The organism is Erythrobacter sp. Dej080120_24 (assembly GCF_036322605.1).
GTDB lineage: Bacteria > Pseudomonadota > Alphaproteobacteria > Sphingomonadales > Sphingomonadaceae > Erythrobacter > Erythrobacter aurantius.
Genome location: NZ_AP027262.1, coordinates 1,240,938 through 1,254,512, shown reverse-complemented (window position 1 = coordinate 1,254,512; position 13,575 = coordinate 1,240,938). Strand labels below are relative to the sequence as shown.

Annotated in this window: 12 protein-coding genes; 5 read left to right on the top strand and 7 right to left on the bottom strand. The window is 60.2% G+C overall.

The window, feature by feature from the left end; translation table 11 throughout:
* Positions 1 to 59: 59 nt before the first annotated feature.
* Both AABA34_RS05980 and AABA34_RS05975 read left to right on the top strand, forming a co-directional pair.
* Complete coding sequence (locus AABA34_RS05980; protein ID WP_338304327.1) at positions 60 to 875, top strand: M90 family metallopeptidase; 816 nt, start codon at positions 60 to 62, stop codon at positions 873 to 875.
* Between the two features lie 216 nt (positions 876 to 1,091).
* Complete coding sequence (locus AABA34_RS05975) at positions 1,092 to 1,829, top strand: 7-carboxy-7-deazaguanine synthase QueE (RefSeq protein WP_338304326.1); 738 nt, start codon at positions 1,092 to 1,094, stop codon at positions 1,827 to 1,829.
* A 136-nt stretch (positions 1,830 to 1,965) separates the two neighbouring features.
* Here the strand turns inward: AABA34_RS05975 and AABA34_RS05970 are convergent, their stop codons facing one another.
* The 5 genes from AABA34_RS05970 to AABA34_RS05950 form a co-directional block, all read right to left on the bottom strand.
* Entirely contained in the window at positions 1,966 to 3,642 is a 1,677-nt protein-coding gene (locus tag AABA34_RS05970) for an ATP-binding protein (RefSeq protein WP_338304325.1), read from the bottom strand.
* A 132-nt stretch (positions 3,643 to 3,774) separates the two neighbouring features.
* The gene (locus AABA34_RS05965) at positions 3,775 to 4,485 is read right to left on the bottom strand and encodes a TIGR02186 family protein (RefSeq protein WP_338304701.1); all 711 of its coding nucleotides are present in this window, start codon (positions 4,483 to 4,485) and stop codon (positions 3,775 to 3,777) included.
* A gap of 47 nt (positions 4,486 to 4,532) precedes the next feature.
* Positions 4,533 to 5,447 carry a sulfite exporter TauE/SafE family protein gene (locus AABA34_RS05960; protein WP_338304324.1) on the bottom strand — a complete coding sequence of 305 codons (915 nt, stop codon included), beginning with the start codon at positions 5,445 to 5,447 and terminating at the stop codon, positions 4,533 to 4,535.
* A 90-nt stretch (positions 5,448 to 5,537) separates the two neighbouring features.
* On the bottom strand, positions 5,538 to 6,698 hold the full coding sequence (locus tag AABA34_RS05955) for a hypothetical protein (protein ID WP_338304322.1): 1,161 nt from the start codon (positions 6,696 to 6,698) through the stop codon (positions 5,538 to 5,540).
* Positions 6,695 to 8,116, bottom strand: a complete 1,422-nt coding sequence (locus AABA34_RS05950; protein ID WP_338304321.1) for a glycosyl transferase family protein — start codon at positions 8,114 to 8,116, stop codon at positions 6,695 to 6,697. Before AABA34_RS05950 ends, AABA34_RS05955 begins: the two co-directional genes overlap by 4 nt.
* Positions 8,117 to 8,204: 88 nt before the next feature.
* On the opposite strand from AABA34_RS05950, the gene nhaA reads away from it, so the two are divergent.
* Positions 8,205 to 9,440: a Na+/H+ antiporter NhaA gene (nhaA, locus tag AABA34_RS05945; protein ID WP_338304320.1), complete on the top strand. Its 1,236-nt coding sequence runs from the start codon at positions 8,205 to 8,207 to the stop codon at positions 9,438 to 9,440.
* Between the two features lie 18 nt (positions 9,441 to 9,458).
* Here the strand turns inward: nhaA and AABA34_RS05940 are convergent, their stop codons facing one another.
* Both AABA34_RS05940 and AABA34_RS05935 read right to left on the bottom strand, forming a co-directional pair.
* Entirely contained in the window at positions 9,459 to 9,896 is a 438-nt protein-coding gene (locus tag AABA34_RS05940; protein WP_034952270.1) for a VOC family protein, read from the bottom strand.
* A gap of 133 nt (positions 9,897 to 10,029) precedes the next feature.
* On the bottom strand, positions 10,030 to 10,950 hold the full coding sequence (locus tag AABA34_RS05935; RefSeq protein ID WP_338304319.1) for a TorF family putative porin: 921 nt from the start codon (positions 10,948 to 10,950) through the stop codon (positions 10,030 to 10,032).
* Positions 10,951 to 11,298: 348 nt separating this feature from the next.
* Here AABA34_RS05935 and AABA34_RS05930 point away from each other — a divergent pair, with 348 nt between their 5' ends.
* Positions 11,299 to 12,105, top strand: coding sequence for a metallophosphoesterase family protein (locus AABA34_RS05930; RefSeq protein WP_034952266.1), 807 nt, complete (start codon positions 11,299 to 11,301; stop codon positions 12,103 to 12,105).
* A 63-nt stretch (positions 12,106 to 12,168) separates the two neighbouring features.
* Positions 12,169 to 13,479, top strand: coding sequence for a UDP-glucose dehydrogenase family protein (locus tag AABA34_RS05925; RefSeq protein ID WP_338304318.1), 1,311 nt, complete (start codon positions 12,169 to 12,171; stop codon positions 13,477 to 13,479).
* Positions 13,480 to 13,575 lie beyond the last annotated feature (96 nt).

Below are 13,575 nucleotides of genomic sequence, written 5' to 3'. Positions count from 1 at the left end.
AGGTTTGCGGATGGCTTCGCACCCTAACAAAGGGGACGAAGCCACCCTACATCTCATAAATGTCCCCCTGGCTGATCCTCCTTGCCATCGCGCTGATCGCGGCGGGCTTGGTGTATCGCCACTTTGCCAAACAGCGCCGCCGCAAGGCTTTGCTCGCTTCACCGCTCTCGCCGGAGCAGCGCGCAATAATCGCCCGGCTTGTTCCGATCACCCGTCGCCTGCCCGCATCGCTGCGGCCTGCCCTTGAAGGGAAGATCAATCTCTTCCTCGACCAGATCACTTTCCGCGGCAAAGGCGGGATCGAAGTCACCGATGAAATGCGGCTTTCCATCGCCGCGCAGGCGTGCCTGCTGATCGTCAACAGTCCGGCGTGGTACGACACTCTCAGGAACGTGCTGATCTACCCCACGGTGATCCGCACCCGGCGCGACACGCATGACGGCCATCTGGTGAGTGAGCATGATTTGCACATGGCGGGCGAAAGCTGGGTTCGCGGGCCGGTGGTGCTTTCATGGGATCATGCGCTGGAGGGCGGGTTGGACGATTCCGACGGCTACAACGTCGTGATCCACGAATTCGCGCACCAGCTCGACAGCCTCACCGGACACACCAACGGCATACCCGTGCTGCGTGAAGGGCAGGATTATGCCGGGTGGGAAAAGGCGATGCTGGATGCCTTCCACCGCCATGTTGATCGGGTGAAAGCAGGATACGAAACGCTGATCGATCCCTATGGCGCGACCAATCACCAGGAATTTCTGGCCGAAGCGATCGTCACCTTCTTCGAAAGGCCGGTAGTATTACAGCGCGAAGAGCCCGCGCTCTATGCCGAGTTTTCCGAATTGCTGGCGCTGGACCCGGCACAATGGAACTGATTTGTCAGGGGATGCGGCGAATTCGGTTCGGGCCAAAACTGGTACGCGAATTTCCTACTGAGGCCATCCGTGGCATAGGTGGCTGCATGAAACAGCCTGTCACCTTACCCCTGCAATCGACGCAAACGATCAAAAGGCGTTCCTGTGATCGAATGGATTTTTCCTTCAGGACAGTGTTCCATGTGTTCCATCCTGTAGGGTTTCATGGGGGTCACCATGGCTGATCTGATCTGTGCCACCGACGATTCCGGCGCGGCGGAGATCTTCGCCAGCCTGCAAGGCGAAGGGCCGAGCGCAGGCGTGCCGGTCGCTTTCATCCGCCTGTCGCGCTGCAACCTTGCCTGCACATGGTGCGACACCGCCTACACCTGGCGGTTTGAGGGGGACAACCGCCCGCACCGCGACGGCGTGGCCTATGATCGGAAAGCCAACCAGATTCCGCTCTCGCCCGAGAAAGCGGCGGCGAAGATTGCGGCATTGGGTCAGAAACGGCTGGTAATCACGGGGGGCGAACCGCTGATGCAATGCGGGCCGCTGGCAGACATGCTTGCGATCCTGCCCGATATCGAGGTGGAGATCGAAACCAACGGAACGACCAAAGCCAGTTCCCATGTCGATATCCGCGTCGATCAGTACAACGTCAGCCCCAAGCTGGCGCATTCGGGCAATGATGCCGCGCTGGCGCTGATCCCGGAACGGCTCGATTTCTACGCCTGCGACCCGCGCGCCTTCTTCAAGTTCGTGATCGCATCGCCGCAGGATGTGGACGAGGTGCTGGCGCTGCAACGCGAATACCGGTTCCGCCCCGGCCATGTGTTCCTGATGGCGGAAGGGACTGACAGCGCGACCTTGCGCGCGCGCCAGCAATGGCTCAGCCCGCTATGCCTTGAGCACGGTTTCCGCATGAGCGACCGGATGCACATCCACCTCTACGGGGATACGCGGGGGACGTGAGTTGTTTTCTCCCTCAAGCGCCGGGCGCGCGTCCTCGGCGCTGTTTCAAGCCCCAAGGGCTTGAGCGACTGCGGGCGGCCGGTCGGCCTTGCGGACCCGACAGGTCCGAGAATGAAGAAAGGAGAGCTTTCGCCCTCTAACCCTGACTTCTCCAGCGCAGCACGACGCGCTCGACCAGCTCTTCCTCGCCACCGCCGGTGGCCCAGAGTTGTGAGAAGCTGGGGTCTTCGGATGCAGGGCGCTTGTGTTCCTCGAGCGTGTCGAAATTGACGCGGATCGGGATGGCGACACCCTCGCCGCAGATGATGCATTCGCGGTTGCGCAAGGCGGGGATCGAATCGAGGAACCCACGCGAACCTTCGGGCATGGCCGAACGGACGAAGGCCTGGTCGCGATCGTTGTTGAGACGCATCGAGATGATCGTGCCGCACTGCGACAGCACGCCTTCGGCAAGGTCGGACGGGCGCTGGGTGATCAGGCCAAGGCTGATGCCGTACTTACGACCTTCCTTGGCGATACGGCTCAGGATCTTGCCGACAGAGGAACCGTCGGCGTTCTTTTCGTTCGGGACGTAGCGGTGCGCTTCCTCGCAAACGAGCAGGATCGGACGGGTCTTTTCCTCGCGGCCCCAGATCGCGAAGTCGAACACCAGCCGCGAAAGCACGGCGACCACGGTGGAGGTAATGTCAGACGGCACGCCCGACACGTCGATGATGGAGATCGGCTTGCCGTTGCTGGGCATGCGGAACACCTTGCCGATGAAGTCGGTCATGGTGTCGCCCACGAGCAGGCCGGAGAACATGAACTGGTAACGCGGATCGGTCTTGAGCTCGTCGAGCTTGCCCTTGATCCGCATGTAAGGCGCCGAAGATGTGGCCTTGTCGAGCTTGCCCATCTCGTCCTGCAACTTGTTGGACAAGTCGGACAGCAGATAGGGGATGGGAGAATCGACGGTGATCTTGCCCATCATCTCGGCCAGACGGTTCTTGCCGCGGGCATGCAGGAGACACTTAGCGAGAATGTCCATATCGACCTGACGTTCGTTACCGTCGCTGGTCAGCAGGACTTCGCAATGCTCTTCGAAGTTCATCAGCCAGTACGGCATCTGCAGGTTCGACACGTCGAGGATCTGCCCGGTCTGGCGGAAGGCCGCCGAATATTCGCCGTGCGGGTCGATCATCACGATGTGACCCTCGGGCGCGGCCTGGCAGATGCGGTGCAGGATCAAGGCGGCGCTGGTCGATTTACCCGTACCGGTCGAACCCAGCAGCGCGAAGTGCTTGCCCAGCATCGCGTCGATGTAGAGGCCGGCGCGGATGTCCTTGGTCGGGAACACGGTGCCAATGGTGATGTTGGCGCGCCCGTCGCTGGCGTAGATTTGTTCAAGGTCCTTGGTCGTCGCGGGATAGACCATTGCGCCGGGAACCGGATAGCGGGTAACACCGCGCTTGAAGCCGTGGATGCGACCGGTAAGCTTTTCCTCCGAGCCTTCGCCGAGGAAGTCGATATGGGCGATGATCCCCGCTTCGCTGCGGCGATCCTTGCGCTGGTCGCGGACGTTGGCGAGCAGCCATGCATCGCCCACGCGGATCTTGATCTGGCTACCGACCTGGCCAGCAAGCGCAACCGAACGGTCTTCGTCCTCCATGCATTCGTTCAAACGCTGAAGGTCAAGCGCGATTTGCGAACCGGCACCGGAAATCTCCAGCACGATCCCGATAGGCTGGCGCGCGTTATCGACGCCGGCATTCGAAACGTCTGCCGGAGTGGCGTTGCCTTCTGCCGCAAAATTGTGGCTGCCCATGTCGGTCATGCAGTCTTCCCTGTCCCTTGTGAGGAATACGCTTTGGTCCAAGCCGGAAACTCCCGTTTCCAGCGTGTCTTGCATGCCCCAACTTGGGTTAAGATCGCGTCAATGCTGATGCGCGACGTTGCGAGCTTTGCGCTATCTGGCGAACAGCCGCCCGGCCAGCCAGCCCATGCTCAGCGACAGGATGATCGCCCCGAGACCGTAGATGAGCGACCACTGCTCCGCGAAATAGACCACCCGCCCTTCCAGCCCCACCTTGACCACTTCGATATCGGCGGTGGCGCTCGCCAGCACGCGGCCATTGGCGATGGCAAAGGTTTCGGCGGTGTATTGCCCGGTCGTCACATTCGACGGCAGGACAATGCGCGCCTGATACAGCACGCCTTCGCTGATCCGCACACCCTCTTCCGATTCCTTGTAGAGGCCCGAACGACGCCGCAAATCGACGAGGCCCTGAGCAAACCGGATCTGCTCTTCGGGTTCGATCTGGCCTGTCGGACTGAGCTGGATGAACTCGGTGCCAAGTTCGTAGATCGCAGCGGTGCGGGGATCGACGATTTCTGCCACCGGACGCGAGGATGCGACAGCGAAGAAAGAGGGGGCAGAGCGAAAATCGCTCGATCCCGAGTTCATCCAGACCCCGGCGATCCGTTCCTTCTCACGCAGGCGGATCGGTTCGGTAGGTCCCTTCAGCACGACGACGATATCATATTGCGTCCGGCTGGCCGCCCCCGCCGGATCGATCACCGCTCCATACAGCAGCAGGTTTGCGCCCGTGAAACCTTGCCGCACTTCGATCCGGGACTGGCTGACTTCGGGCACGAGCACGGGTTCGCGCTGCCCCATCAGGATCGGCGCTGCACACATCAGGGCAAAGGCGGCGATCCGGCGGGTCACAAGGGATTGACCGTGTAAATCTCATCGGGCTGCACACCCAACCCGTAAAGCATTCGCAAGGCGACCAGCATTACAATACCAGCCAGAACGAGACGCAGGATTTCAGGGCGAGCCTTCATCGCGATCTGCGTCCCGAACTGCGCGCCCAACACCGAACCAAGGAGCAGCAGACCCGCCAGCACGATGTCGACAGCCTTGGTCGTCAATGCGTGCGTCATGGTGGTGACCATTGTGACGAACAGTATCTGGAACAGCGAGGTGCCGACAACGACGTTCCCGCTCATGCCAAGGATGTACAGCATCGCAGGAACGAGGATGAAACCGCCGCCGACGCCCATCAGCATGGTCAGAATGCCGACAACAGTACCGAGTATCAGCGGCGCTAGCGGCGAAATGTACAGCCCCGATGCGTAGAAGCGCGCTCTGAATGGAAGTCCGGCAACGAGCGGATGGTGGCGGCGTTTGCGCGGTCGGACGTCGCCCTGTTCCGGGCCCGGAGCAAGTGCATCGAGCGCTTCGCGCATCATCAGCGATCCGATTGTCCCCAACATGATCACGTAAAGGACGCTGATCACCACATCGATCTGCCCCCATGCCTGAAGCAGGCGGAACAGTCCCGCCCCTATCAGGGCGCCGACAACGCCGCCGGCCACCATGACGCCTCCCATCCGGTAATCCACGCCCTTGCGCCGCCCGTGCGCAATCACGCCGGACACGCTGGCGCCCGTCACCTGAGTCGCAGCCGAAGCTGCAGCAACCGTCGGCGGGATGCCGTAGAAGATCAGGAGAGGCGTGGTCAGAAACCCGCCGCCAACCCCGAACAGGCCGGAAAGGATACCCGTCAATCCTCCAAGCAGGACGATGAAAAGGCCATTCACCGACAGATTCGCAATGGGAAGATAGACGTCCATGCCAATGCGATTACCGCAGGTGCGAATGGCATGGAAGGCAGTGAGTGCACCCGATCCCCGAACTCCGAACGGCGAAACGCCTTGCGATGCTCAGAAGCGGGTCGAAATCGTCGCGGCCAGCCCTGCATCGGGCGCGGCATCACCCCCTACCCGCTCACGCCAGTCGAGCGAGATACGCGCCGGAACCTCTCCCACGGAAAGATCAATCCGCATGGTCGGCCCGACATCAATCCTGCTTGCGTCCTTTTGCGCGCCTCCCCACGAGGCTGCACCCAGACTGACACGGACAGGACTGCCGCCATGTCCTTCAAAACGGGCTATCTCGCGCGTGGCCGCAATCTGGCCATCGACAAAACCCGTCGCCGCTTCGCCTCCGACATACCCTGCACCGGCATAGGTTTCGAGCGTGAAATCCAGCGGCAGGCTTGCAGGCGCCAATTCGGTGACAACGTAGGCGGCAGGCCGGATATCGGTGCCAAAGCTGTTTTGCGTCAACCTGACCTCGGCAAATGCACGAACCGGAACCTTGCCCACCGGTCGCGCAGAGAAGCCACCGGCAATCTCCTGCTCTCCATCGGGTACGAATGCGCGATAGGCCCGCACAAACACTCTCGGGTCATGAGAACCTGCATTGCCAAGCCGATGCTGCAGATTAAGCGCGATCTGGCTCGCGCCGTAAACCGGCACTCTCCCCTGCGAGATGGAATTGGAGCCAGATCCGGCACGGTAGAAGGCAAAGGCATCGAGCGACCAACGGTCTGCACTTTGCGGTGATGATTGGGCTGGCAAGCCGAATGCGGATGCTTGCCGTTGCCGTGGGGCTGTCGATCGGGATGGCCACGCTGGGTGTGTATTGGCGGCCAACCAATCGACATTGAAGGCGGCCGCCATGAGCAGTTGATGCCCCGCCGCGACCGCAGGCGAAAGCGGCGTTGCCCCTCGTTCGATGGGCTGGAGCAGCCGCTCAGGGAACTGAATGCCCGGCTGCATTGTTGCGATTGCGAGTCTCGGAAATAGCAAGTTCATCGGATCGGCTGTCTGATCAAACGGTGAACCACTGGCCAGATCAGGCCCTTCGCCTCCATTCTTGCCGTCTATGCTCGCGATATCGATACCCGGAACCAGCTCCTGAAACGCAACGGGGAACGGGTTTTCCCACATCATCGCCCGACCGCTTACCCATGCCCCAAGCACCAGTGCGAGCACGACGAGCGGCGCGCCGCGGACGCCTCGGGTTGTACCGGCCCTCATGCCTGAACCGGCCTTGCCGGTGTGATCGGCAGGGCTTCTTCCGCGGGATGGCGATCATGCGGGGTCTTGTCCCATTCAAGGGCTCCGCCAGCCAGTGCGCGCATATAGGCAACAACTGCACGATGTCCGGCCATGATTGCCACAAGGTTTGTTACCGGAATGCGCAGCACCGCCAATACGCCTTCCTTCACACCATAATTGCGCGCAGTGAAGGCAAAGCGCCAAATGGCACGCCAAACGAAGAAACCGAGGTTCGTGAAAAGCAGTACAGCCACAAGCGGGCTTAGCGGTTGCGGATCGGTCCAGCCCAGATTGGCGGCGGCCAGCAGCAGCAGGGTAAGCGCCAGCAGCGTGTAACCCAGCAACAGCAGCATGGCCGTGAAGGGTCCTCTCCGGTCACGGGCACGCATCCAGGTCTCGATACCGCCTCTTGCCCAACCGGTGCGATCCCAGCCCTGGAGCGCGATCCCGTGGACCCAACGTGTCTTTTGGCGAACGATATGATCAATGCGCGAAGGGAAATAGGCTCGGGTCGCGACAAGCAGGTCATCTTCGCCACGCACCCGGACGAAGCGGCAAGAACCCCCATTCTCCGCAATCGTCAATCCAAGCTCGTAATCTTCGGTCAGGGATGCAGGATCAAACGGCTTGAGGTCTGACCGCATGCGGCAAAGCCCTTGCAATGCAGAGCGTGAAATCGCGCAACCAACCCCGGCGGCCGGGATTGCTGCACCCACAGCACCGCGCACCACCATCGCTTTTCCATGAGCCTCGGCAAATTCCTCGCAATAATGGCTGCCCAGCCACTTCACGCCTGATTGCGGCAATGGTTCGACCGGCAATTGCGCAAAATCGGCACCGCCCGCGATGGCCTGATCCAGCAAGCCCAACCCTGCAGGATCGACCAGGTCTTCGGCATCGTGCAGCACAATTGTTGAAAACAATTGCCCCATGCGCCGCTCGTCATCCCGCATCGCCTTGTAGAGACGGTTCAGGCAGTCGGCCTTGGTGCTGGGCCCGTTGCGATCATGGATTACGATCCGCAGTCTTGCATCGCCCGGTGCGGCCTGCATCGCGGCGGCTAGAGTGTGCGGATCATTGCGATAGGTGCCGATGTAGAGACGCAGCTGCTCTTGCGGCCAAGCAGCGAGGATGTGCCTGATTGTTTGCGCGATCACCGGCGCTTCCTGCCAAGCCGGAATGAAAATCGCCGCAGGGCCGTGAAGCATGCGCTGCTGCAATTCCGAACGCCGGATCCGGGCTGTTTCCACCCGTCCGGTCCATCTCAGCCACAGCCACGATAGATCGACCGCAAGATCGTCAATCGCGCCGATCAGGAAGAATACCGCTGCGAACAGCAGAACCTCATGCTGGAAGACAGCCAGCCACTGCCAGACATTCCATTCGAATATAGACAAGGCGACCCACCTCGTTGAGAGATTTTCAGACTAACGCGCCGGGATTGGCCTTGCAACCACGCTGACTTTTCTGAAAGGAGGCTCTCCTATGTCAGACTCGTCCGTTCCCCTCGCGCGGCCCCTGCGCCGCATCTTCGCTCCGGTTCGCGCATTGTTCGTAAGCGATGCTTCGGCAGGCGTTCTGCTGATCCTTGTCGCCGCTGCCGCGATGATTGCAGCGAATTCGCCGTTCGCAGGGGAATATCGCGATTTGTTCTACGGAAAACTGCCGTGGACCCCGATCGAAAAGCTCAAGGATCTGCATTACTGGATCAACGACGGCCTGATGGCGATCTTCTTTTTCGTGGTCGGGCTGGAAGTGAAGCGGGAAATCGTTTCCGGTCAGCTTTCTGATCCGGCAGCACGGCGCCTGCCGATGCTGGCAGCGGCAGCAGGCATGGCTGTTCCCGCGATAGTGTATATGGCCGTTTCCGGTGGCGGGGCCTATTCCAACGGCTGGGCAATTCCGGCTGCAACCGACATCGCCTTTGCGATGGGCGTGCTCGGCCTGCTTGGCAGCCGGGTTCCTGCATCGCTGCGGCTGTTTCTACTGACTGTCGCAATTGTCGACGACATTGGCGCGGTGGTGGTGATCGCCGTTTTCTACACCAAGTCCCTTTACACTATGTGGCTGGTCGCCTCGATCGTGGTGTTCGGTTTGCTGCTGGCGCTCAACCGGTTCCGCGTTTCGGTGTTCTGGCCCTATATCCTGCTGGCCGTCGTGCTTTGGTATTGTGTACTGAACTCAGGCGTGCACGCCACCATCGCCGGGGTCGTTGCCGCGTTGACGATCCCGCTGCGCCGGCGTGACGGCAATTCCATGCTCGAAAAGCTGGAGCACGGTTTGGCTCCTTGGAGCGCTTATCTGGTGGTTCCGGTCTTCGGGTTTGCCAATGCCGGTGTCTCGCTCGCGGGAATGGGACCTGAGGCCCTGCTCGACGCGCTTCCGATTGCGATTGCCGCAGGTCTTGTGATCGGCAAGCAGGTCGGCATCTTCTCGGTCGTATTCCTGGCCGACAAGACCGGTTTTGCACCGCGCCCGGAAAACGCAAGCTGGGCGGAAATCTGGGGCGTTTCGATCCTCTGCGGGATCGGCTTTACGATGAGCATATTCATCGGCGGCCTCGCTTTCCCCGACCAGCCCATACTGATCGAGGAAGCGAAGATCGGTATCCTGACAGGCTCCGCAATCTCGGCTGTGCTAGGCTTTATCGTCTTGCGACTGACAACGACGCATCCTGAAGAGGAATGCAACGATCAGGGCAATCAGCCGACCGAAGCGTAAACGCCTTTACGCGTCGGGTTACCAGCTACCGGTGTTTTCCATGCTGGCCCACGGCTCGGCGGGTTCCAGTCTTCCGTCCTGAAGAAGTTCGACCGAAATCCCGTCGGGCGATTTGACGAAAGCCATGTGCCCGTCGCGCGGCGGGCGATGGATCGTGTGCCCTGCATCGGCAAGGCGTTGGCAAGTTTCGTAGATATTCTCGACCCGGTAGGCGAGATGGCCGAAGTTTCGTCCGCCGTCATATTGTTCCGGCTCGCTTCCGTCTGCCGGTGGCCAGTTGTAGGTCAGCTCGACCTCAGCCACCCCCTCCTGCCCCGGCGCGGCGAGGAAAATGAGTGTGAACCGACCGGCCTCGACATCGAAACGCCGCACTTCCTCAAGCCCGATCAGCTTGAAGAAATCGACCGTTGCCTGCGGATCGGTGACCCGGATCATGCTGTGGAGGTATTTGACCATTGCAGTTCCTTTCGACCCCGAAGTAGGCTCCGGCCTTGTCCTGCACAAGAGAAAGGGCGCAGGACCATCCGGCCCCACGCCCTTCCGTTCCTCCCGCTTGCCTGCGGGCTATTCCAGCTAATCGATCAACGCATCAGAAGCTGGCGCTGATGGTTGCGACGATCGCGCCATCGGTGAAATCGTAGGCGCCCGGCGCCGGGTCGCCTTCGGCCTCGATGTAAGCGATATTGGCCGAGAAATTGCCACCCAGAGCCACATCTGCACTGATGGACCAGTCGAAGGCCTTGCCGTCGTTGGTGAACGTCAGCGAACCATCGGTGAAGCCGAGGTGACCATTCAGCGTGATCGGCGTGTCCGGAATGCCAAGGCTCAGATCGGTGTACAGATAGAGGTTGTCATCCGTGCCACCGCCGAAATCGAGGCCGTCTTGTCCAGGCGCATAGGCAACGCCGGTGGTCGTCGAAACCGGTCCGAAGGTGAAGCCAAGCGAGCCGTAGAATTCGTAGTAGTCGAAATCACCCGGACCCGCATCGGGATAGGTATAGGCAATGAAGCCGACATCGACAGACACCGCGTCGGAAACATTACCGCTCCAACCGCCGTAGAGATCGAGTTCGGTGGAGCCATAGCCAACCGTTTGTTCATCAAGGCTGGACGCCCAGGTTCCGACATAGAAACCGGACGAGTGGCTGACGTCGAAACCGCCCTGAATCGCGATTTGACCGCCCGACAGGTCGACACCACGGAAACGGTATTCGGTGGTTAGAGCCACGTTTGCGGAGAAGGTGAGACCGCTTTCACCACCCATCGAACTTGCGTCTTCGACGACGGGTTCGCCAGCGCGATCAAACGTTACAGGCTGGGTAGTGAGTACGACGGTATCGCCGTCAAGTGCGGCGGATGCCACGATCAGATCGGTGCTGATCCCGTCATCAGCAAGATCTGCATTGGTGATTGCTTCAGAATTCGATCCCGAGGCGAAAGCGGGCGCTGCGCCAAGCAAGAGGCCCGCAGAGAGGGTTGCAGCCGTGAGGCCGCGGATGGACGTGAGCATGACAACTTCCTTGTTGTTGTGTTGTTGCTTCGTCCCACCTGCACATCCGTCGGTTGCTTATTTTTGTGAGCAATCTCATCCGAATGCGAAACGATCGTGCAGCGATTTGCTGCAAAGCACAAGAGAAATTACGCGACTGCACACAAGGCGCCTCGAGTGTTGAAAAATTGCATCACTCATTGCGGGCTGTCCCTGCCGGTTGCTCACGGACGACCGCTACCTTGGCTCGGGTGAGTTGCTGTTTCGGCAGCATGGGATTAAAGGGCGCCGACAAGACGCGACACCCCGACCTGCTTGGACTCGATCCGACAGGAAGCGTTCAACTTCTTCAATGCAACGATATCACCCATGTTCAAAGCCTTGCGTAATCTGTTCCGGTCAGCACCGCAGCCTCGCCTCGCTGCTGTGCCAGAAGGCACACGTTACTACCTCATCGGCGATATTCACGGTCGGCTGGACCTCTACAGCGCGTTGATAGACGGTATCGAGCAGGACGACGCGGCTCGCCCCGGGGCAGAAAGCCATGTCGTGCTTCTGGGCGATCTGGTGGATCGCGGGCCGGACAGCGCCGGAGTGTTAGCGCGCACCAGAACCTGGCAGCAGCAACGCTCTGTCAGGGTGCTCGCCGGCAATCACGAAGAAATGTTCCTTAACTCCTTCCAGAAGCCCGAAGTCCTCCGCCATTTCCTCAAGCATGGCGGACGTGAAACCGTGCTTTCCTACGGCCTTTCAAAGAAGCAGTTCAACGCCATGAACCTTGATGAGCTGTTCGAGCTGATGCCGAAGCTCATCCCGCAGGCCGACATTGATTACATTCGCAATTTCGAAGAGATGATCATCGCTGGCGATTATCTCTTCGTGCATGCCGGGATCGATCCTGCCGTGCCGCTGAACGAGCAGAAACGCAGCGACATGCTGTGGATTCGCGACCGCTTCCTCGACCACACTGGTCCGCTGGAAAAAGTGGTGGTTCACGGCCACACGATTTTCAACAAAGTCATGGATTGCGGCAACAGGATCGGCATTGACACTGGCGCTTTCCGCTCAGGTGTGCTTACGGCGCTCGTGCTTGAAGGCGACCAGCGAAGGATCATTCAGGCCAGCCAGTCCGATGGCGGCCCGATAGAGGTCTTTCAGGGCGAACGAGAGCGATAGCCGGTCGGCATAGCCGGAGCGGCACCGAATGTTTCGCGTATTCTCGGACAGGGGCAAGGCGCAATGAAGATTGCAATGGTGGGTTCGGGCTATGTCGGCCTGGTGTCGGGCGCATGCTTCGCCGATTTCGGTCACGATGTGGTCTGCATCGACAAGGATCAGAGCAAGATCGATCGCCTGCACGAAGGCGTGATGCCGATCTACGAACCCGGTCTTGACGCCCTTGTCGAAAGCAATGTGAAGGCCGGACGCTTGTCTTTCACAACTTCGCTGGCCGAAGGAATTGAAGGCGCAGCAGCGATTTTCATTGCAGTGGGTACTCCCAGCCGTCGCGGCGACGGACATGCCGACCTGTCATTCGTCTATGCCGTGGCCAAGGAAGTGGGTGAGAACCTTTCCGGAGAAGCCGTAATCGTCACCAAGTCGACCGTACCCGTGGGCACCGGCGACGAAGTCGAACGGATCATCCGTGACACAGGCACGGCGCACCGCTTTGCCGTTGTTTCCAACCCGGAATTCCTGCGCGAAGGCGCGGCTATCGGCGATTTCAAGCGCCCTGACCGGATCGTCATCGGGGCGGAGGACGATTTCGGCCGCGAGGTCATGCGCGAAGTTTATCGCCCGCTGTTCCTCAATGAATCGCCGATCCTGTTCACGTCGCGTCGCAGCAGCGAGCTGATCAAGTATGCAGCGAACGCGTTCCTTGCGACCAAGATCACCTTCATCAACGAAATGGCAGACCTGTGCGAGAAGGTCGGAGCGAATGTGCAGGATGTCAGCCGCGGGATCGGCATGGACAACCGCATCGGACCGAAATTCCTGCATGCCGGCCCGGGTTATGGCGGTTCTTGCTTCCCCAAGGACACGCTGGCCCTGCTCAAGACCGCAGAAGACTACGACAGCCCGACCCGCATCGTCGAAGCCGTGGTCAAGGTGAACGACAGCCGCAAGCGCGCAATGGGACGCAAGGTGCTCGACGCGCTTGGTGGTGCCGAGGCTTCCCGCGGCAAGAAGGTTGCCCTGCTCGGCCTGACATTCAAACCCAACACCGATGACATGCGGGCCTCACCCGCAATCGCCGTAGCCCAGACCCTGATCGATGCCGGTGTCCAAGTCAGCGCCTACGATCCCGAAGGCATGGAACAGGCCAGACCGCTGATGCCGCAGGTGACCATGTGCGACAATCCCTATGCCGCGATCGAAGGGGCCGATGCGACTGTGATTGTCACCGAGTGGGACGCATTCAGGGCATTGGACTTTGCCCGCGTGAAGGAATTGGCCGCAGCGGCGGTGCTCGTCGACCTGCGCAATATCTACAATCCCGAAGACGTCCGCGCTCTTGGCTTCACCTATGAGAGCATCGGTCGGGCCTGATTAGCATACAAATCAGAAAGCCAAGAGCGGCCCTTACGACATTTTCAAAAAGAAATGATGGCGATTTAAGCAACGGCGCGATAGCTGCTTTGCCCG